Origin of the sequence: Algibacter lectus, from assembly GCF_004368925.1 — a bacterium.
Classification (GTDB): Bacteria; Bacteroidota; Bacteroidia; order Flavobacteriales; family Flavobacteriaceae; genus Algibacter; species Algibacter lectus.
On record NZ_SORL01000007.1, the window covers coordinates 991751 to 1015012 of the forward strand.

Annotated in this window: 9 protein-coding genes; all 9 read right to left on the reverse strand. The window is 35.1% G+C overall.

The window, feature by feature from the left end:
* Positions 1–12: 12 nt before the first annotated feature.
* On the reverse strand, positions 13–1734 hold the full coding sequence (locus DFQ06_RS05035; protein WP_133966397.1) for a RagB/SusD family nutrient uptake outer membrane protein: 1722 nt from the start codon (positions 1732–1734) through the stop codon (positions 13–15).
* Positions 1735–1760: 26 nt separating this feature from the next.
* Entirely contained in the window at positions 1761–4793 is a 3033-nt protein-coding gene (locus DFQ06_RS05040) for a SusC/RagA family TonB-linked outer membrane protein (RefSeq protein WP_133966398.1), read from the reverse strand.
* Between the two features lie 39 nt (positions 4794–4832).
* Positions 4833–6704 (reverse strand): RagB/SusD family nutrient uptake outer membrane protein, encoded by a 1872-nt coding sequence (locus DFQ06_RS05045; protein WP_159140026.1) that lies wholly within the window; start codon positions 6702–6704, stop codon positions 4833–4835.
* Positions 6705–6714: 10 nt separating this feature from the next.
* Positions 6715–9816, reverse strand: coding sequence for a SusC/RagA family TonB-linked outer membrane protein (locus tag DFQ06_RS05050; protein WP_159140025.1), 3102 nt, complete (start codon positions 9814–9816; stop codon positions 6715–6717).
* 413 nt (positions 9817–10229) lie between these two features.
* A complete protein-coding gene (locus DFQ06_RS05055; RefSeq protein ID WP_133966403.1) occupies positions 10230–12146 on the reverse strand; it encodes an ulvan lysase-like protein in 1917 nt (638 codons plus the stop codon).
* Positions 12147–12213: 67 nt separating this feature from the next.
* Positions 12214–15423, reverse strand: a complete 3210-nt coding sequence (locus tag DFQ06_RS05060; protein WP_133966405.1) for a BNR-4 repeat-containing protein — start codon at positions 15421–15423, stop codon at positions 12214–12216.
* Positions 15424–16093: 670 nt separating this feature from the next.
* Positions 16094–19552: a glycosyl hydrolase gene (locus DFQ06_RS05065; protein WP_133966407.1), complete on the reverse strand. Its 3459-nt coding sequence runs from the start codon at positions 19550–19552 to the stop codon at positions 16094–16096.
* 88 nt (positions 19553–19640) lie between these two features.
* Positions 19641–21110, reverse strand: a complete 1470-nt coding sequence (locus tag DFQ06_RS05070) for an alpha-1,4-L-rhamnosidase (RefSeq protein ID WP_133966409.1) — start codon at positions 21108–21110, stop codon at positions 19641–19643.
* A 293-nt stretch (positions 21111–21403) separates the two neighbouring features.
* Positions 21404–23176 (reverse strand): sulfatase family protein, encoded by a 1773-nt coding sequence (locus DFQ06_RS05075; RefSeq protein ID WP_133966411.1) that lies wholly within the window; start codon positions 23174–23176, stop codon positions 21404–21406.
* Between the last annotated feature and the right edge of the window lie 86 nt (positions 23177–23262).

Genomic DNA, 23262 nt, shown 5'->3' on the forward strand with positions numbered 1-23262 from the left:
TTTACAATAATCCTACCAACCTTGATTTTGCTCTAACTCTGAGAACTTTAAAGTTTCAGCGTTTGGAATTGGCATATAAGTAGCAAATGGTTGATAATTTCTAATCTCAACAGCAGGAAGTTCTACATAATTATCTCCATCATCGAAATATCCTTGTGCAGATTCATTTAATGACACTCCCCATCTACGAAGATCCCAAAATCTATGCCCCTCGAAACTTAATTCTAATCGGCGCTCATTTCTAATTAGCTCTCTCATAGATTCTTTGGTTGTAATAGTTGCTAAATAAGCATCAGGTTGAGTAATACCAGCTCTTTGACGAATTGCTCCAATAACATCACGAGCAGACATACCTTCTACTTGTTGGTCTGGACCACCAATTTCATTAGCTGCTTCTGCAAATATTAAAAATAATTCTGTGTACCTAAAGTAAACGTCATAGTGCCTCTTCCCTGTGGTAGTACCATCATTATTAATCCTAACATCTGGACGTAATAATTTTTTAAGATAATATCCTGTAGTTGTTGAAAATTGAGGTATAGAATCCAATCTATCAATTCCGCCTCCAACACCTGTATTAATAGTCCCCCCTCCAAAGGAAGATCCATTAACTACTATATATTTTCCTAATCTAGGATCTCTATTTGCATAAGGATTTTGAGGATCAAAACCATTAGCTACAGTTGCCGGGTATCCATTTTGCATAGGGAATGCCATAACTAAATTATGTGTTGGATTTACCTCTCCCTCACCGTTTACAGAAGGAGGAAACATTCTTTCCTCGTAACCTGAACTATTGCCTCCAATAGATCCACGCCATATCATTTCGCCACTATTTATATCATTATCTGATGTGTAAAACTCAATACCGTTAGGTTCTAAACCAGAAATACCTCCTATAGTGTTTAGGACTTCTCCCGCTGTATTTGCAGCCATATTGTAATAACCATTTTGGCCATTTAAGAATGATGGACTGGCAGCAAACAACGCCAAACGTGCTTTAAGTGCTTTTACTATTCTACCAGAAATACGTAAATTATACTGACCACCATTTACTACTTTATACTTTCCAAAATCTACATCTGCATACCATGGATCTACGTCAGATTCATTTTCTGAATAATCTGTAGGTAATAAATCTAAAGCATCATCAAAATCTTTCATAATAGCCTCAACAGCTCCTTCAAACGATAAACGCGGTTTATTAAAATCACCATCGGCTTCAATAAACTCCGTAAAATATGGTATCCCTAATAACTCACCTGAAGCCCCTTTACCAGCATGTGCTTGTAACACATAAAAATGATGTAATGCTCTTAATGCTAAAGCTTCTCCTTTCATCCGTTGATAAAACAATGCATTAATATCTTCATCTCTATTCCATTGAATCTCGCCAGCCTCAATAACTTCTAAAAACCTGTTGAGGTAAAATACTCTTTCAAAAGTATTCCAACGTGAAGCAGGATTAAATTGCGCTGTTAACTCGCCAAGAGCCATTCGCTTATATCCGTTATTTAATTTATTATTTACAGCATCATCCGTTGCTACTTCCGAGAAGATAAACTGGTCTATTAAACCATTATAGCCATGTAATAATAATCCTTCTGCCGATTGGGGAACTGTACTCACATAATCAAAGTCCAATCTGTTCTCATCGATTGGCTCCAAGGAATCACATGCAACCATACCCGCAAAAACCGATACTAGTAATATATATTTTATTAAATTTCTCATTCTATTTTATAAGTTTTGTTTTTACATTAAAATGACATTCTCACACCTAAAGTATAAGATCTAAATTGAGGAGCCCCACCAATAGTTAACTGACGAATATCTCTGTTTTTAGATAGTTCTAAAATATTAGTCCCTTGAAAATTTAAACTGAAATCATTCATACCTAATTTGTTACTTAAAGCCTCATTAAATTCATAAGTTAACTGTGCACGGTTAATTTTAAAAAAGCTATTATCGTATAACCAAAAAGTAGACGTTCCAAAATTATTCTTATTTGTTTGAGTTGATAACCTTGGGAACGTTGCAGTGCTTGCGGTTTGTGGAGTCCATCGGCCTAAAACAACTTCTGAATATTTATCATTACCATTTACTTGAAAGTAGGAATTAGACCTAATAGCATCTCCTCCTGTTTGACCAGTACCTAAAATAAACAAATTGAATGCTTTATAGTTTAAATTTAAATTTACTCCATAGCTAAAAGGACTACTAGACTGTCCAATTGCCACTCTATCATCATTATCAATAATATTATCTCCGTTTTGATCTTTATATTTTAAATCTCCCGGAAGTACCGCACCAAAGCCAGGAACAGGTAATCCATCATTTAACACAGTATTACCTTCACCATCTACATTAAAATCAGCCTCAGAATAAAACCCTTGATCTACTAGTCCAAAAATTGTCGATGTTTCTCTTCCAACTCTATTTTGGTAGTCAAACTCATTAACTTCAGATCGTTTTGTTGCTATAGATTCGCTATATAAAATATTAGCGCCTAAGCTTACTGTAAAATCATTAATAGCTTTTTTATAGTTTGCACCAATTTCAAAACCTTTAAATGAATTTTTATTATAATTGTCTCGTGGTCTAAAGGTGTTATAATAAGATGGATATTTATCTGTTAAAAACGTTAATTGCTTATCAAGGTCTGATTTGAAATAGTTAAATTCGAACCAAAGTGAATTCCATAAATAACCTTCTAAGCCAATATTTAAATCAATACGTTCTTCATATCCCATATTAGGGTTTGCTCCTTGCGAGATATCTTGTCTTCTGTTAGAACTTTGTCCATCGGCCCAATTAAATGTTCCTCCATTAGAATAATCTTCACCGTACAAATAATAACCGTTAATCCCTTTATCAGACTTTATAATACCTCCAGATGCTTTTAACTTTAAATAGTCTACAAAATTACTTTCTTTAAGAAAAGATTCCTCACTTAGGATATAAGCGACACCCAATGTTGGAGATAAACCTCCTCTATTTCCTTCTGGTAGTTTAATAGAATGCACATAAGAGCCACTAAAATCTACAAACATTTTTTTCTTATAATCATAAGCTAATTGAAACCCAAAATGAGAATCAATATCTTTTTGAAGTACGCTATTTCTTTTCTCTGAGTTGTAGTACCCTAAAAAAGTAGAATTTATTGAATGATTAGTTCCAATAGTTTTTTGATAGTTTACCAATCCGTAAAAACCCAATCGAGAAACAAAACCGTTTGTACTAACATTTTCGGTTAAATCTTTTTGATCTACATCACCAAACGCTGTTAATGCTACAATTTTATCATCTTCCCAAGTTGGTTCATAAACCCGATATTTATTTCTAATTGACAATTTGTATGAATCATAAAAATCAAAACTTAAATATGTTTTTGCAGATAAACCTTCGGTTATTCTATCTAAATTAAAATCAATTGAATTATTAAACTGGGTAGAACGAAACACATCGTTTTGATAACCTCCTGCAATTGCATTTGCAACTGGTGTATTTTCTTGAAATTGTTGTGTAGATCCTAGTAACATTCCATCAAATATTCCAGCAGCTTCTAATTGTGCAGCCAGTTCTGGATTAGCCTCTGTATCAACCATTGATACTGGCAATAAAGGTGAATAATCGTTAGGTCTAAACGTTGTACCCGCGCTTAGCAAATTTGACAATGCCGACTTGTCTGAATTAATAATTGCAATACCATCAATACTACTTGTAATCCAATCGTTAACTTTAAAATCTATATTAGCTCTCAAATTAAATCGATTAGTTCCTGCATTTGCATCAGAGTTTGTTCTAACCCATTCTTCATTTCCTGTCCATCCTGCATTAACATAATATTGAGATTTATCATTTCCTCCAGAAAACTCTGTAACCACATTTGTGGAATTTACAAAAGGTTGCAAGTATTCACTTGAGTAGAAGTCTATATCTGGATAACGAAATTTATTTGTACTGCTCCTAAATTCTTCAATAAGAGAAGGCTCAAAAAAGTTATCTAATCCATCATTATTTCTTGCTTCATTATAAAGTTCCATATACTGTACAGAACCTAAGTAATTAGGTAATGCAAGTGGTGTTCTAATACCAGAACGCACATTTACATTAACTTCTTTTTTATTTATTTTCCCGCGTTTAGTATTAATTATAATAACTCCATTTCTACCTTGACTTCCGTATAGAGCCACAGAATTAGCATCCTTAAGCACGGTTATTTGTTCTACCTCTTCCATGTTTAGGATGTTAGGATCACGACCTATTACCCCGTCGATTACGAATACAGCATTTCCTAAACCTCTAACGTTCGCAGATCCTTCCACTCCTAACATCAAACCGTTAATATAATCTCTAACCCATTGGGTATTATCATAAGTTAATCGGTCTTTTGTATTTATTGAAGATACGGCACCTACAATATCACGACGGTGCTTGGTAGCAACCCCCATTTTTATTTGGTCATCTTCATTGGCCAGAAAAGCAGATTTCACTAGGGTAATTTTCTCAGTTAAATCAGTCATATTAATTAGTTCTGACTCATACCCCTTTTTTTGAATTACCACAGTCTCATCACTAAGTAATTTAATTTGAAACTGTCCATTAACATCTGTCGATGATTGAATACCATTGGGTCCAAAAACATTAACTTTGTTTATCGGGTTACCTTGTTCATCAATCACGGTCGCTTTTACCTCTGTTCCTTCAGTTTGAGCTATTGCAACATTACAAAAGCAAGACAACATTAAGCACGCTAGAGTAAACAACCTATATAATTTATTTATCTTCATTTTTTTTCTTTAATATTAATTAAAACGAATTGTATAAAACTACCATCCTGGATTTTGAGGAAATCCCTCGTAAATCTGTGTTTGTTTAGCCTCAAATGGTATCCAATAATGCTTTGGGTATTCACAAACTCTTTCAACAAGTAGTTTTTCCGTGTAAGACGAATGGTCTTTAGGAAATTCAAAAGATGTTTTCCTTCTATATTTTTCTTCATGCGCTATTCCCCAACGGCGAAGATCTACCCACCTGTGGGCTTCAAAACTTAATTCTACACTTCTCTCGCGTCGTAATTCGTCCATAAATTTGTTTTTATCAGAAACAATTGATGAATTAACGTGAGGAATACCTGCTCTATCTCTCATTATATTAACAACATTCTCAGCAGTTAATGAATAGGACGCAGGCGTTGCAGTTGCTCCTTTAGCCGCATGTAATGCTTCTGCGTACATTAAATAGACATCGGTAAGTCTCATATGTAAACGCACTCCCATATATTTATTTATAATTCTATTCCACTTACTATGAAATTCACCATTAACTACAGGGTAAAATTTCTTTCTCATATATCCTGTTGTAGATGGCTGGTTATCACTACCACTACTACGATGCTCCCCTCCTGTAAAAAGTTGAGCTTTTCTATGTTTAGCAGGTATAGTTGCTTTTGTTCCAAACACTTCGCCGTCTATAACAATCCATTTATAAAAACGGGGATCGCGATTTTCGAATGGATTGTTAGGATCATATAATGGTGTACCATACTTTCCACTCATATCATCTTCAATTGATAAGCCATTTGCCATTCCAAAATTATTATGGATAAAATTATGGGTCGGGCTAGAGATTTCGGACCCGGACCTTCCATGGATGTCTCTATCCATTCCTGATGTCATAAATATTTCAGCAGAAACACTTCGACCTCCTGGAGCAGAAAAAACAAACTCTGTACTACCAGGCCACATATTAGGTGCAGGTGTTCTCCAAAACACTTCTTCATAGTCGTCCAAATTGGTCGCTAATCCATATCTCCCTTGGTCTGCTAATTTTAGTATCCCTGCAAAAGCATCGACAGCCATGTTGCATAACTCTGTATCATACTCATAGGTATTAAGACTTCCATTGTTAGCATGCATCAACGGGCTTGCAGCAAGAAGTAGGTTTTTACCTTGAAAAGCATAAGCTGCTCCTTTAGTGAGTCTCCCCATATTCTCGCCTAAGGTTTTTTGTCCATATAACATATCATCCCAATCTACAGGTAATAATTCAATGGCCTTTTTGTAATCTTCATTAGCCTCTAAAGCGCAATCTTTATAGGTTAATGGGCGTGGTATTGTAAAACCATCACCAGTTATTACTTCTTTTATATAAGGAAAACGTCCCCAAAACTTCATAATTTCATTATGAAAATAGGCTCTAAAAAAGTAGGCTTGTCCAAGTATAACATCTTTTTCCTCTTGAGTTAAATTTACCATTAACTCTACATTCGAAATTGCTATATTAGCATTACGAATTCCTTTTAAACTACCATCCCATACGCCAGGTCTTCTACTTGCATTAGCCTGATTTGTATTATTATTAGCGGTTCCATAAGCCGCTCCTTTCCATGGTGTTAAATAACTATAATTAGCTGAATTTAAACCATTTAAGTCCCCGTTATCAATCAGATAACTAGCCTTCCATGTTCTATTACCATGTGCATCATCTCCGTACAAATAGTCTTGAAAGGTGTGTGCTGAAGTTCCGTAATCTACGACTAAAGCATACATTTCCTCAATAAAACCTTGCGCGTTATCGAAGTTTTTAAAAACATCTGTTTGATCTAAGTCTGACTCGGGCGCTTTATCTAAGTAGTCTTCACATGAAAACGAGAACATAAGCCCCAAGATTAATACTATTTTTACTTTATAATTTTTCATCACCATTTTTTTAAAAATTCAAATTAAACCCGAAATTAAACCTTCTTAATGTAGGATAATCTCCCCTAAAACTAGAATCTGCGGTAAGTCCACCGTTAAATTCTCTGTCATCTGGTAAATCTGTCCATACAAACAAATTGTTACCATTAGCAAAAACTTGAAGACTCTTTACGCCTAATTTCTTACAAGTCTTTTTAGGTATATTATAGGATAATGAAATCGCTTTAAGCCTTGTTAATGATGCATCGTAAATACCATCTCTAGGGTTAGTAGCTGCTTCTGCCCGCCATGCTGGTTGGGTATCTGTATTGTTTGGAGTATCTACAGTCCAATAATCTATGTCTTGTTTAAAAATCAAATCTGTTTGATTAGTGAAGGTTCTATTTCCAAAACTCCTTTGAGCATTTTGTGTTCCATATAGCTGAGCCGAAAGATTAAAGCCTTTGTAACGTGCACCAAAAGTAGCAGTCCAGTTTCTTTGCGGACGTGATGTATAACCATATGGGGCATTATCAAAAGAGCTATTATAAATACCATCGCCATCAAAATCTACCACATCATAATAACCCACGCGTGTTTGGCCTTGATTATTTATCTGTGGTGTTGACATATAAACATCATCCCAACTTGTTAATATTCCAGCAGGAATTGCAGATCTTGATTGACCTATTGTATAACCTTCATTCTTTTGGTAAAAAGGTCTTAACGCAGGGTCATCTCTTTCTATAACTTTATCTTTTGCTTGTGTAAAACTTAAATCACTATAAAGATTTAAACCGTTACCCAATTTATAGTCTGCACCTAAAACAATTTCGTATCCTCTCACCTCTACTTTTCCCTTATTAAAATCGGGAGGAGCTGTTCCAAACCAATCTGGAACGGCTCGTTGTGAGCCAGTGATAAGGATATTATCTCGGTCTTCTCCAAAATAATCGAATTCAGCGGTGATTAAATTATTAAATAATGATACCTCGGCACCCACGTTATATTTAGTAGCTGTTTCCCATTGAAGGTTAGGATTTCCAACACTTTGCTCCGTATAGTAAATATATGGAGACCTTCCGCCGTTACCTTGATAAGCGCTAGGCACTAAAAATGCAGACCCTCCATTTTGCCATTGTGTAATATAACGCCATCTACCACTAAAATTATCATCACCTATAAGTCCATAGGAGCCTCTTACTTTAAGTTTATTTAACCAATCTACATTATCCATAAACGCCTCGTTAGTAACTGTCCACCCTGCTGCTGCAGAAGGAAATAGATCGAAACGAAAACCAGGACCAAATTTCTCTGAACCATTGTATGCACCATTAATATCTATAAAATATCTATTATCATAATTATAAGTTACTCTACTCACCCAGTTTTCACGAAATGTAGGAAAAACACTTCCCCTAGCAATCTCTTGTCTTCTAAATAAAAACAATGCAGTAACATTATGTTTCTCCGCAAAAGTTCTTGAGTAATCCAAAGACATATCATAAAGTAACCTACGAGACCTTGTTCCATTTTGAACAGATGAAGTTCCTACTCTCCATGGATTTACCACAAAATCAAAATCATTCACTCCATTTGGAGACAAAATTAATTCCTGATCTCCATCATAAACTCGGTATACTAAATTTTCAAGACCATCTCCTCCTGGGTCTGTTAAAGATTGTTGGCTATTCATATTATTATCTAACGAAAACCGTCCTTGAAATTTCAAACCTGGAGTTATAAAATCAAGTTTTTGTTTCAATATAACATCCGTATTTACTTGAAAGCTAGAAGTGGTAGTAAATCCTGTATTGGTTAAACTCACAATAGGATTAGTTATACCAAACCCATCGTCTATATATTGGCCATATAAACCATCTGGATATACTGGTGTATACAGACTAGGTGCAATTTCATAGAGTCCATTAACTACAACATTTAAATTAGCTGGTGATTCTCGAATTCCTAAATACCCCGAAAGGTTTACCGATAACTCTGTAGTTTTTGTAATATTAAAATCTAGATTACTTCGGTAATTAAACCGCTCATAATTATATTCACCCAGATATCCTTTTCCACTATCGTATTTGGCTCCATCAAAAATATCATCCACCGTTTGATAAGCTAAACTCGCGAAATATTTAGAATTTTTTCCTCCACCGCGAGCAGATAGGTTAATTCTATAATCTTGAGCAAAATCTTTTAAAAGCTCATCCTCCCAGTTCACATTAGGATATATATAACTTTCTTCTAGAGTTGATGGATTACGGTATTTATCAAGAATTCCCATTGGTGTGTAATCCCCCCATCCTATTGGAGAGATTGGTAATTCTCTTAAAATAGAACTGTTAGCCTGTCGGATTGCATCGTAAGAATCCAATTTTTCCGGCAATTTTGAAACCATTTTAATGGTAGAATTAACAGATAAGGACAATTGGGCTTTCCCTGTTTTACCACGCTTGGTTGTTATAAGGATTACTCCATTTGCACCTTCTACTCCAAAAACAGCAGTAGCAGAAGCATCCTTAAGTACAGAAAGTTTTTCTACATCATTCATATCAATATCTGTCATAGATCTAGGTACTCCATCAACAAGAATTAATGGTTGTCCTCCTCCATTCCAAGAACTTTGACCGCGAATAAAAATTTGCATGTCGGACTGACCCGGAATCCCACTACCTTGAATAGTAGTTACTCCAGGTAAGTTTCCCTGCAGTGCTTCTTCTATATTGGTTAATCCTCCCGCTCTTTCCATTAAAGCCTCTCCTTCAATTTGAGTAATAGCAGCAACTACACTCTCTTTTTTCTGGACTCCATAACCAACCACTACCACTTCACCTAGCGTTGCAACATCCTCTACTAAAACGACATCAATTTTACTCCTACCAGCAACAGGTATCTCCTGAGTTTTATACCCCATAAAAGAATAAATAAGAGTACTTTGAGCGTCTGCGCTTACATTATAATTTCCATCAAAATCTGTAATAGCACCCTGAGAAGTCCCCTTGACTACAACTGTAACGCCAGGTAAAACTAGACCGTCTGCAGACACCGTTCCCGAAACTGTTTGAGCATTTGTCATTCCTATGCAGGACAGTATCATCCCAGCTGCAGTAAAAATTCGCCTCATATTTCGCGAAATTTTTAATGTTTTTTTTAATTTCATATACATTTAGTTCAAAATTAGTTGTTGTAAATATATATGTTAAAAGAAGTTAACCTGTCCTGTTTTGTCATGCAACAATGTACTTTATACATTTTTTTAATAAACAAAACCTTATTTTGCATTAATTACAGAAACTAAAGATCTTCATATAATTAATTTTGATTACTAAAAAACGGGACACTTTTATTAGCCATATGGACATGAGTAGAAAATGGCTTAATTAACACTTTAACAGATATTGAGGATCTTCCTTTTGGAAGAATTTTCTAACACAATTTATTCTAAAAAAAAATAATATCAAAATAGATTTTTGATATTATTTTAAATAAAAAAGATATACCCTTTTTTTTTAGCAAAAACCTATTTTAAATTATTTATTAATTCACGGTTATAGTTAAATATAACTCATTAGAATCTTCTTCAAAAAACACTTCTATGGGTACAGCCTCAATACCTGGAACCATATTAAAAAGTCTGCTTCCTGAAATATTTTTAAGCTTTATTGGTACATTTGATTTTATGCTGACAACACCTTCTGGCTTTATAATGTTTATTTCATTATCATCTACAAGCTCCACCACTTCCCCAGAAGGCGAAGCTATTGGTAATACAAATGCTGTTGGTTCTATAATTTTTTGATTTGTTGATACCTGTATTTGTAGAGAATCTTTTGCACAGCTATATTTTAACTGAAATGTAGATGCCGTTTCCGAAACGGTTTCCCTTGCTTCATTCTTAAGATTTACTTTTGACAATACCTCAATGATCCCATTTTGATCATTAGACTCCATACTTGCTGTTAAATCAAAAAGGTTTGTGTACCATTCATCATCTTTAAAAGTTTCAATTCTTGGTGTTAAAGCAATATCTTCACCTGGTTGTGGTTGCTGATTGTATTCTTCTACCATTTGGTAAACAGCCATACTAGCTGCACAAAGTAATCCTACCTTACTGTGATATAATATGCCCAAACTGCCTCCAGTAGCTTGACGATAATCGTATTTATAATGGTATTCTGCATCGTAGGTACTCACGGTCCCTCGCCAATCTCCCCTTGCAAAAACAGAGACATCAATATCTTTAAAATGTTTTACACCATCTGCAACCGTTCTTGGTAAAGCTGCTTTTTTATTAATTTCTGGAAGATGCTTCCAGTGATCCAACAAAACAGCTAAAGGTTTGGCATGCGCAAACGTATGATGCACACAAGGAGGTATTCCTGCCGATATATAATGTGGACCTCCATGTATCAAACCTTTTGAAGTACATTGTTTTAATAATTCAGTATTTTTTACTGCTGCGGTTCCAAATGCTGGGTTAATATGTGCCATCATTGCGAATGCGGGTTGGCTACCATCACAGGTTCGGCTTCCCCAATAGCTCCATTTATACATCCGATTACCCCAACTATTATCCCAAGCTCCATCGGGTAGCATAAATTCTAAATGACTTTCTAGCGATTTGGTTACCACTTCCAATAACTTTTCGTCTTTATTTTTTAAAGCATACATAACTAAACTATTTAGGGTTTCTTCAACGTTATACCCTAAATCTACACCATGCAAACCTTTAGCACTAAGTTTACCAGCATCAGGTTTACACTCTCCAAACAATAAATGATCTTTTGTTGTAAAAAAGCCCGTTACTTGTTGAGCCATTTTTTTACTTTTCGATTTAAACTCCTCATTACCGAGCACACCTCCTATTAAATCTAAGCCATAGATAGCTGTTCCTCCATAATTTATATTTGTAAAATCTATTGTAAAAGTGTCATAAATATATTGACCTGCTTTTGCTAAACGCTCTGTCCATTGCTTACGGGTTTGACTATCCAAAACGTGGCCATGATAATGCAGGGCTTCCGCCAAGGCTATGGCTCCAAAAATGGTAATGCCTTTCCACGATTTTGGGTTTGGAATAACTGTCCAAGCTCCATTGTCTTGGGATACATTATTTTCAGCCCAAATCATTACTAATTTAGCAGCTTCTAAATACTTTTTATCGGCAGTAACATCGGCCATATATAAAAATGGATAAACAGCATCCATACAGCGGCCGTGTATATGTGAACAAGATGGACACCCCAAAGCTCCATGTTCCTCTAAATTAGACGGATTGTTAATCTGCACTTTAATCATCCCATCACACCAATCTTTTAATAGACCAGAAACTAAATTTTTAAATTCCAGTGAATGCTCTGAATGATTTGAACAAGCGCTAAAAACACTAGAAATTGGGAGAGACAAGCCAATCCCGGCAAAGGTTGAAAGCTGTATAAAATTGCGTCTTTTCATCTGTTTGTTTTTATCAAAAAAATTATTAATACTATCCTAATTCCCAGTGTACCTCTCACTAAAGATCTTACTTAATTATAAGTTTAGTGTAAAATACCTTTTGGTTATTGGTTAAAACCTTTATTAAATAAATTCCGGAAGTAAATTGCCCACGGTTCACTATTTGCATATTTTTCTCATTTGTGGTTGTTTCAAAAACAAGCTTGCCTAAAATATTATATATTTTTATATGTGACGTATTTAAATTGTTTAGGGCTAATATAAAGCTTGCTTCTGCTGGATTAGGATATACTTTTATAGAAGACACCAACATATCTTGATTTTTCAGATTTAGTAATGGGCCACCATGGCCTTCAACCTTCCATTTACTTCTAGCATCATCCGCATCAGCACTTATGTTGTAACAATTACCATCAATATCATGATACAAAAACTTGCCATTGCTTTTAGCCTCAAACCTAAAGGTATTATCTGTTTCGTTATAATGTATTGTCCATATTTTATCGGTATCACCTGCCGGAGATTCTTTGGTTGTACTTACTACAAGATATGCACCTGCAGAAAACCCTGCTCCTGTATAACGCAATATACCAATGTCTTTACTGTCTATATTATAATAATCTACACCTCCAACAGTAGTTTTAACAAACTCCCATTTTCTATCTAGCCCTTCACCAGAATCCTGCATAATTACCGGTTGGCTACCTGCGACTCCTGCACCCAAAAATTTCCCAGTACCTACATTAATTAACTTGTAAACACCTTCGCCATCAGCACCACCTACTATCTGGCCTTTAGTTATTTTCATGCGGTCGAAGTTAAAGCCTCCAATAACGCCCACTAATTTAATTTTCTGCACGCCTTTATTAAGCGTAATATTTGCTTTAGAGCCTTTAAATACAGTTAGATTTGGTGTTACCGTAAGAGCTATATCGGCGAGTTTAGTTGAACCACTAACCACTTTAAGTTTTTTAGAAGACCCGGGCGATGCTGCAAAAACCTCAATTTCGTATACACCATCTTCGGGTACATCAATAGTATATTCAGCAAAATCATCAATGTTCCATGAATTTAGATAAAATACGGTATTACTCCACCTAGTAATATTTACACCACTTTTTGTTGTGTAATATTCTGCTTCAATATCTGTAGGTATGATATGAGTTTTTGGGTTCACCTTTATAGTTTGGGTAGTTTGTGCCGAAGTAAAAAACTCATTACCCGCGCCAGAGACAGTAATGGTAGCAGAGCCAGCTCCCAAAACCTGTCTAACTTGATTACTCCAAACAATAGCGACTTGGTTATTTGGACATAGAAACCTAAGGTTTGCATCCGGATTATTACTTTTAGCCTGAAGTTGGAATGCTGGGTCGCCTGATGTTACTTCCGGAATTTCTAAAAAAGTAATTTCCTGTTCCTTTAAAGGTACTACAAGTTCGTGGCCTACAATAGGTGCCGCATTGTAAGTATCATCACCTAGTTGTAACGCATTGATAGTGGTTTTCCCGGCCCGTTTTACATGTACTTTCCCCTCTAAAACAACAGCTACATTGGTATTAGTGCTTTCGTATTGAACAACTAATCCTGAGCTTGCTATAGCGTTTAAAGTTTGATCGGGGCTACCCCAAACATGAGTAGTTGAAGTTAACTCAAATTGAATAGTTTGATTTGTTTTAGAGGCATTTGCATGAACCACCAAGGTTTGAGATGCATCCGGTGCATTATCATAGACTCCATTTCCTACCTGACTTGCCACAATATTACAAGATCCAACACCTATAATCTCTACGGTATTACCATTAACAATGCGAGCTATATTGGTATTTGTGGAAATATATGAAACAGGTAACCCAGAACTGGCTGTTGCATCTAACTGAAAATTGGTATCGCCTTCTGTTTTTTCCTCGATAGCTTCAAAACTTATGGTTTGGGGGATGTAATCTTCTTTTTCAATTTTTAATACATAACAATAAATAGGTACTTTATCGCTATCTATTCTCTCGCTAAATACGGCTACAATAGTTCCGTTATCCATAATTTTAACACTTTTCCTAAATCGAGCTCCAACGTTCATTCTAAAATCTTCGCGCCATTCATAGCTTCCTGCCAAACAACTATTAACCACTAGATCCTCACCACTAGTAACAAACTTATACATACGGTTTCCATAAAAGGTACCTAACCCGCCTTTGCCTCTATCTTCAATAAATTCTGTTTCTCCTGCTTTTTTCAGATAATTATAATGCGTTGTCTTTTTAGGTTGAATGTACATATAAATATCATTTTTGGGCGAAATAGCAACTTGAGGTCCTCCTGCCCAACCTGCATTGTCAGGAACACTTCGCGGATCGGCAATAAAAAACGGAGAGTGATCTATAATAGGTAAATCGAAACTTTTTCCTGCTACATTTGTTGCTTTACTGTCCATTCGTTTACCTAATTCCATCAAATAAACACCTTCACCCAGTACTGTTGGAGACTCTGCCCAACGTGGCGAATAGGTGTAGTAAAATTTACCATTAATAAAGTGTGCACTTCCATAGCTAAAATTTCGTTCTCCTTGAGTTACCTCAGCCCCTCTTCCTTTAATTATTGTAGTTTCCTGCGACCAAGTATCTCCGTTATAATATGTCATAACAATATCTCCTCCAACAGCAGAACCTAATCTTCTTTCAAAATACATTTCTCCCTGGTCATTGTTAAATAAATCGGGATAAGTAACCCCGCCAACCACTTTTCCAGGCGTTAAGTAGTTTTGTTGAGGAAGAAAGTTCTCGGCAGTAAACTCACTATCTGGAGCAAATGCTATATTTTTCTTCGATCTTATATAATTTAAATCTTCGTTATGGTGATCAAACATTAAATGTACTGTACCATCTATGGGGCAAATTCCTATATTGGTGGTTAAATGCGTATCTCCTTTTCCTCCAACCAAACTTAACTTAGCAGGTAGCGCTACATGCACCCATGTTCCTTCTCCAATTTTCTTACGAGAAACCATTAAGGCACGATTGCTCCAACCACCCCGGTACCATGTATAAAACACATAACCATTTGAAACTTTCACACAATTACCATGTGGATTAATACTAGCTCCATAATGGTATGGTTTAGGGTCGCTTTCTTTCCAAAAATAAAAAGCATCGTTAGTAACCTTCGTGCTATCCATAAAAGTAACCTGTGCCGATATTTTAAAAGATGATAAGTACGAGACTAATAGAAACACCATTAACATTCCATAGTTTCTTGTAGTGCTTAATTGTATTTTTGTTTTCATTAAAATTAGTTTAAAATTCTAGTTTAGTTTTTAACGGATTGCATGTTAAAAAAAACGTTATACCTTGTAATAAGACATAACTGCTTATTCTAACCAAACAATCTGGATCATAATAATTATGCTTAATGATTAATTTCTTAGTTGCTATTGGTCGGCTAAGGGCCTACCATGAAAATTCTATATATCCAGCTAAAACCTCAGGACTTGAAGGTTTAGTTTGTTTTATATGAAACTTATAACCTTAGAGTGGTTTAAACACATGCATCTCCCATATAAAAATTAGCGAATGTGTAAAGAAAAGATTGAAATCTCATTTCACATTTTAGGTAGGATTACATAAAACACACATAGCTAACACCAATTAAACAATTAAGATTTAATTGGTGTTAAAAGTACTTTTTCAAAAAAAAAACATATTTCTAGCTTTGTTAATTTAATTTATGTTTTTAAAGCTACCCGTACTGCAATACAAACAAAAAGCAATAAAAATGAGATGTTTAAGTGTCGTTTTTTTATCATATGAAAAAGTTTAGTTAGTTCATTTGCACATAAATATCTAATAACGACACCACATATCTATCCTGCCCTATATGGGTTCTCTCACTGTTAACTAGTGACTTAAAACTAAATTTGGACAGGAATAAAAAAAACTCCTACTACCGGAATAAAATTACCTGATACTCCTTATAACTACTGGTCCTATTAAACCTGTTTCCTCCAATTGTTTCTCTGCTTTTCTTGGCGGACTTGTTGTCCATGTTTTTTTGTTTCCCTCTGGGCGGGTATTATCGAAAATAAGTTGATTTCTCCAAGTATTAGTTACTTTAACCTCAATTAAATTATCGCCTTTTTTAACACTATTAGTCACATCAAACTCAAATGGAGGAGCCCATTTAACTCCTATTTTTTCACCATTACACCATAACTCTGCAATGTTAGCAACCTTTCCCAAATCTAACATGGTGTGCTTCCCTGTTTCTTTCAGGTTAATTATTTTTGAATAGGTTATTGTTCCTGAATAATGCCTTATAGCCTCATCTTCCAGTTCTGATAAGGATTTTAATTCTAGAATTTGTATAGATTCTGAAGTGTCCCAACCTATATCAAAATTCAATTTCCAATCATTTTGAAGCGATACTTCATCAACATTAATAACCTTAGTTAAGTTATTATTCTTGTTATGAAAAACATAGGACCCCGATGTTGAAGCTATAAGTGTATCATCTTTCCAAGTTAATTTAGGAAAATCAGTAGAACCGTTAATATGATACCAGCCCATTTTAGAATTTAAGAGCACCTGATTGTTATAGGTTACCTTTGAAGCTAAAGGTTTTTTATCTTCTTTTGAAAATACCACTACAGCACTTCCGCTTGACGGTAATGACAGTACAACATTGGTTCGATTTTTAGAGCTACTCCATATTTTAGCACCCTGTTGCTCTCCCGTAAATGCATTCCATATTTGAGGGCTTACATTATTAAGCCTAAAACTTAATGACACATCAACGGGAACTTCCTCTTTTGATGCTACAAAGTATATGTGCGCATCTTGGGTTTCTCTATGAATCCAATTGATGTCCAAACCTTCTGGAACAATAACATCTTGTACTATTTGTTCTTCTTTTAATACCTCATCCAATGTTTTCCCCCAATACACTCGGCCTTTACCTACTTGTTTTAAACCACTTTTGGTTGTCCCCCAGAGCTCATCTGCTATAGATTTAAGCCTTTCTAAATCCTTCTCATCATCCATCAAACTCGGCGAATCTATGGGTTTATCTCCTAGAATTACAGCGCCTTCCTGTACCAATTCTTTTAATTTTTGCGCTGTAGATAATAGCATATCTTGAGAGTCTCTTAGTTTGATAATTCGGTAATCTCCTCCATTTTCAACATGGATTTTACCATTTATAACATTAAGGTTGTTTTGTAAAATTTCTTCATTTAAATAATCAAACCGATACCCCTTAGGAAAATAATCTAAATCGAAAGGTGGGCGTTCAAAATGATCCCCATAATACCATAACACATCTGCTACGTATTCGCCTTGCTGTAAAACAAATTGATTTCTAGCTAAATAATCGGTCCAATCAGACATGTATTTCCACCATGTTTGCTCACGAACCAAAGGGAAACCAATATTACCACCAAAGCTCGAGCCAGGATATACATTAGTTTGTGGGGTATGCGAAAACGTATGAAACACCAAATGATTTACCCCTTTGGTAAAATTATAATCTATTAAATATTTTACTGAAAAAGGATGTTCATTCCATTTTACGCCCACCTGCGTACATGCTTCTGCAGCCAAAACAGTTTTGTTGTACAAGTGTACTGCAGATGCCGCGGAAAGAATAGGTTTTGCATACTCGTTTTGGGCAGATGGCGCTTTCGGATACCAAAATTCAGTCATAGGAATATCACTTACTCCATAATACCTCATAGGGTCAATGGGCAACACTTCTCCTCCTGCACCTTCGGTATATACTTCGGCTCCCATATCGTGAGCTACGGTTGCAAAATGTTTAAAAAAATTATCTACAAAAACGTCATCCATAGTTTGGCGTAAATCTCTTAAAAACTTGGTGGTTACCTCAGGACTATCAACAACATATCCCATAGTAGCTGGCAAATATAGTTCCATACTATAGCCTCTACGGTTTTCAAATTCCTTAAACATATCTTCAGAATTTACGGTCCAAGTAGGTACATGGCTTTCCCAACTATCTATTAATAACCCGTGTAATTTACCATCTCCAATTGGTCCGCCTGCTTTAATTAAATTACCAATCATTCCTTTTCGTAAATGATTTTCAATCGTTATTTTATCTAATTTACTGGACTCCCAACCAGTCGCTTCAGGTACTGCCGGTTTATTAGTAAGGCGCATATTGATATGACCAAAACGTACAACCGTCCAATTACCTTCAGGAGCATTCCAATTCAATTTCCCATCTCGATCCATTTTATCCGTTAAATTCAAGATGGTGTTTTTTTTAACCATGGTATTCTCAGAATACTGAAATTGCACCTCTTTTTCAAGGCGTCTTAATACCTTTGCCGCTTTGGCTTCATGGTTATGCAATTTTGGACTTGAGTTTAAGTGAATAAATTCTGGTGAAATAGCATGTTTGCCTTTAAACGTAAATTTAAACGTATTAGACGTGGTTTCAGGAATGGCTAGCGTTAGAAATTTCCGCCTATCATTCCAATTTGCATCAGGTAATTTCAGGGTTATTATTTCCGTAAATATGTTATTTATAAATGCTTCAACTTTAATTGAGACATCAACCCTAGGGTATTCTTTTCCCATTATAATATGTCGTGGTTGCGGAAAAGTAATAGCACGTAATGTAACAGCCTTACTAAACTTAGTTTCAACCCAAGTATGGCCATCATTTACTTTTGAAATCCCTTGAGACTTATAGGTATTTAAAAGTTTATCCAAATGTGTCGCTGTACGAGTAACACTAATTTTCGAATTGGGATTAAAAATATCACTCCATGGAATTAAAGTATTATTGGTTTTAATTTCTGAAGGATTTAAAGGTGCTAAATCGTCTCCTTCCGGCGTTGGAAAAGCGAGCACCTGAATGTCTTTATAATTGTAATCTAGAGTTTTATATAATGAATCAATTTCTAGAATCCCCCTAAATATTTTACCTCCAGATACTCTGTAAACCGTTTCTACAATTTCACGCTGCGCCTCTTCTACCGGTACCCACGGTCCCCCCGTCATAGACCAACCTGGACAATTTTGCATGGTAAATTTTAATCCAAGACGTTGACATTCGTCGGCCGCATGCCGAATCATATCTTCCCATTCTGGAGATAAAATTTTAACAGGCTCTACATTTGGATAAGGGCGACCAGCTTTATTAAACAAATGAATGCCTTGCAAACCAGCTTCCTTAATCGCTTCTAAGTCTAAAGTTAATCCTTCCTTACTTATATTGTTTCCATTAAGATGAAACCACGTTTCTGGTCGATATTGCTTTGAAGGCGATTTAAATTGATCACTTAACTCTTGCAAACTTAATGTGTTTTCAATATTTCGATTTTCGTTATTTGGAGGTTCACAACAAAAGAAAGAAATAGCAATAAGGATATATAAAATTTTACACTTCATTACTTGGTCCAGTTAAATTAAATTAATGTAATTAGTACTTTAGTTTCAATTGAAAAATTAAGTATCGAAACCAATCGATACAAGGTTTTTAATATGAATCCGAGAGTATAACTTCATATTTCAAAAAAGAAAATACGGGTAGCTCCGCTTCAAAAGAAATATTAGATTTGTTTTTCTCATTTCCATTGGTAGTTATTTCACGCCATTTAGACCATGGAGAGAGATCTTCTTTTACATTATAAACTGCAGATCTTACCTTTACTTTTGTACCCGGCGGAATATTAATTTTTGCACTTATTTTTAAATGCGCTGAAGCTGCTGCTTTAGGATTAGCATTGTAATTATACGCCAAGATGTTATATTTACGCTTTGAAACATCTTTAGAAAATATAGCATCAACATAACTAGTTTTGGATAATTCTGCTCCTTTCTTTTTAGACTTATAATAGATATTTCCTTGCATCTCAAAAAGGGCTTTATCGGCTAGCTCATGCTTTGTTCCTTGCCCCCATTGAAAAACATTTTGCATATTGTTTTCGTAAAACATTTTCATAAGCCCAACTATAAATGAATTTTGATGCGCTTCTGATGCATTTACAAAGGAGTTCCCTGCCTTGCTCAAGCTTTTAATTAAAGCATATTCATGCATCTCGAGTTTTGCCTTTTCATCCCATTCTGGGATATCTTTAATAACTGCAAAATCTTTAGCATACACTTCTTTAAAATTAGTACGGTTTGGTTTATCGTAAAAGGGATAAAAAGAAACACCAACAAAATCATAATGCACCTTATTCGCTTTACTCCATTTTACAAAATCGATTCCCCAGGCTTTATTAGAAGAGCCCCAAAGGAAATGCGTACCTACTTTTGCCTTAGGAAGCACTTCCCTAATAGCTGTAATTGATACTTTATAAAACTCAAAAAACTGCGCTTTGGTGCCAGACCAATGAGTTGGAGTTCCTATTTCACGACCTATATCAAACTGTGTTTTCAGCATCCTCTCTTCACCATAAGTCTCCACAAGAAACGCCATAACATCTTTTAAATAATTGCCCCAAGCCTTATAGTCTCTAGGAGGTTCTGCGTTTCCGTAGGTAGAAATTTTTAAAGAGTCCCTAATTAGCTCTCCCTTTTCATTACGTTGAAATGCCCAAGATGGATTATCTAATACAATTTGATGAATACCTAACCCTTGATTAAAAACACCATCTATCTGCTTTTTTAACAAGGTAAAATCTGTATAGAATTTTTTAGAATTAGCATCCCACTTATAAGAATCCTTGGTTATATCAGCCTTTCCTTTACTAGCAATACCTCCAAGCGGCCTTACTATACAAATCTTAGAATTACCGTTGGCTTTTGAAACCTTAACCCCATTTAAAGGCGTAATCCTGTTGAAAACGTTTAAATGATAGCGCATTTCTTGTTTCACATTTGTAGGATTTGTAAAATCTGTTTCCAAAACAATTTGTGCTTGCGCCTTAATAGAAATTAATGGAGAAAGCAAAAACAATATTATTATCGTTTTTGACAACCTGCTTATTTTTTTATCTATCATTAAACTTTATTTATTTCTATATTACCTAGTACTATTTTTAGTTTTTAGAACCTCTTGAATATGCTAATTTGAGATAGAGTTTACTTAAGCTGCTTAGCAAGCCCACTTTTAAAAAAGCTCCTATTATTATTATTTTATAATTGAATAAACAGCTCTCTAATGAATAGAATACAAGCGTGCTATAATATCCCCAAAACAGGCTTTTCATAAAAAAACACTATGAAAGACAAACCTATCTTTATGTTCGGTAAACTAATGATTTTAAGTTATAAACATTTATTATTACTAAGAACCTAAAGCTTATTTGATGCCGAAATACGAATAGTTTTGCTTGGCTCAAAACCAATACGATGTGCAAAACATTCCAATTTTACATCAGGAGCAATTGAAAATGGAGTTTGGTATATGTCCCATGACTGTGTTGTATTATCTCCTTCATTTATTATTCTATATCCAATGGAGGCTCCAACGGTTTCACATGTTATTTTTACTTTTCCATTTTCATTAGAAATAATGGGGTCGGATGTTTTTGGTTGTGTTTTATTTTCATTCCATAGCTTATTAATCAGCTCTACTTCTGGCAAATAAGGATTGTCACCAATCGTTTTTAACCACCTGTCCATTTCGTTACTTAATTCGCTAAGTTTATTTTGATAATTAGGGTTATCCGCCAAATTGTTTAACTCAAAAGGATCTGTTTCACAATCAAACAGTTCTTCTTTGGGTTTTCTTTCCCTGAACCACTGTTTTTGAATATCATTAAGTTTACCCTCTGTTTTCAACCTCAATAATTCTTGCATGGTTGGAATTCGCTCTCTATATGCTATTGGCAAATAATACCCTTGTTCTGGCCTATAATTTCTAATATATTTAAAACGTTGGTCTCTCACAGCTCTTATCACATCTGTTTCTGCATCAAAACGATCGGCAGCTGCATGTATATATTCTCGTTTTTCTGTATTATAAGCATTTAAAAAGGGTTGTCCTTGCATGTATGGTTTTGGTTTCTCTCCTATAAGCGCCAATAACGTTGGGGCAAAATCTACAAAACTTATCAATTGATCATCTTTTGTTCCTGCACGCTTCTTTTTCGGAAAACGAATAATCATGGGAGTGTTTAATCCCGAATCATAAATAAGTCGCTTTTCTCTAGGTAATGGGCCACCGTGGTCCCCATAAAAAAAGATAATGGTGTTTTCCAATAAGCCATCATCCTCCAATTGTTTTAATACCGCACCTACTTGGCTATCCATTTCGGCAATATTGTTGTAAACCTTCCACATATCTCGTTTCACAACATCTGTATCTGGTAAATACGGAGGGATATTAAATTCTGTATCCAACGGAAGGTGCTTTGGTGTTTCCGCCTCTGCCATTCTATTTTTCGCATGAGAAGCATTCTTGTTTTTCCAATTGTAATTTCTATCTCCTGCGTGATATAGACGGGTTTCAATTTCTCTAAATCCGTATGGCTCGAACAACCCCGACTCATGTGTTTCTGTAAAATTAAAAACGGCAAAAAACGGTTGATTATCTGCTCTGTTTCTCCAATGGGCATAAACACTGCTTTCATCCCATGCCGTGGCTGGGGCATTAAATTGATAATCTGTTTTATAATTATTAGTACAATAATAGCCTTCCATACGTAACCATTCACTAATTATTTTTACATCAGAAGGCGGTACGGCCTCGTAGGCAGGAAGCCCTCTTTCTTTTGTGTAGCTATTGGTTCGCATATGGTTTGCCCCTATACTTGACGGATACATTCCCGTAGCTATTGCCGCCCGACTTGGAGCACAAACCCCAGAAGTTGAATACAAATTGGGATAAATCACACCTTCATTTGCTAATCGACTTAAATGTGGTGTTACTACTGTTGAATCTCCAAAAGGCGGAATATACGCCCCCATATCTTCAGTAACTAACCATAAGATATTGGGGCGTTTCTGTTGGTCTAAAATAGTTGATGGTTTATCCTTTTTATTTTTATTCTGGCAACTTATAGAAAGTATTACAATAAATAAAAACATTAAATTCTTAAAAAACTTTAATCTAGGAAAATTCATCTATTTTATTATTACGATTAATTTTATACTTATCAGTTTTCTGTTATAATATTATACTTTAGGTATCCCCAAATTATTTTCAGGCT

Excerpts from the sequence above, each read along its gene's own strand:
- DFQ06_RS05045 (WP_159140026.1), bottom strand. The coding sequence starts at position 6,704 with ATGAAAAATTATAAAGTAAAAATAGTATTAATCTTGGGGCTTATGTTC.
- DFQ06_RS05035 (WP_133966397.1), bottom strand. The coding sequence starts at position 1,734 with ATGAGAAATTTAATAAAATATATATTACTAGTATCGGTTTTTGCGGGT.
- DFQ06_RS05050 (WP_159140025.1), bottom strand. The coding sequence starts at position 9,816 with ATGAGGCGAATTTTTACTGCAGCTGGGATGATACTGTCCTGCATAGGA.
- DFQ06_RS05040 (WP_133966398.1), bottom strand. The coding sequence starts at position 4,793 with ATGAAGATAAATAAATTATATAGGTTGTTTACTCTAGCGTGCTTAATG.
- DFQ06_RS05070 (WP_133966409.1), bottom strand. The coding sequence starts at position 21,110 with ATGATAGATAAAAAAATAAGCAGGTTGTCAAAAACGATAATAATATTG.
- DFQ06_RS05055 (WP_133966403.1), bottom strand. The coding sequence starts at position 12,146 with ATGAAAAGACGCAATTTTATACAGCTTTCAACCTTTGCCGGGATTGGC.
- DFQ06_RS05065 (WP_133966407.1), bottom strand. The coding sequence starts at position 19,552 with ATGAAGTGTAAAATTTTATATATCCTTATTGCTATTTCTTTCTTTTGT.
- DFQ06_RS05060 (WP_133966405.1), bottom strand. The coding sequence starts at position 15,423 with ATGAAAACAAAAATACAATTAAGCACTACAAGAAACTATGGAATGTTA.
- DFQ06_RS05075 (WP_133966411.1), bottom strand. The coding sequence starts at position 23,176 with ATGAATTTTCCTAGATTAAAGTTTTTTAAGAATTTAATGTTTTTATTT.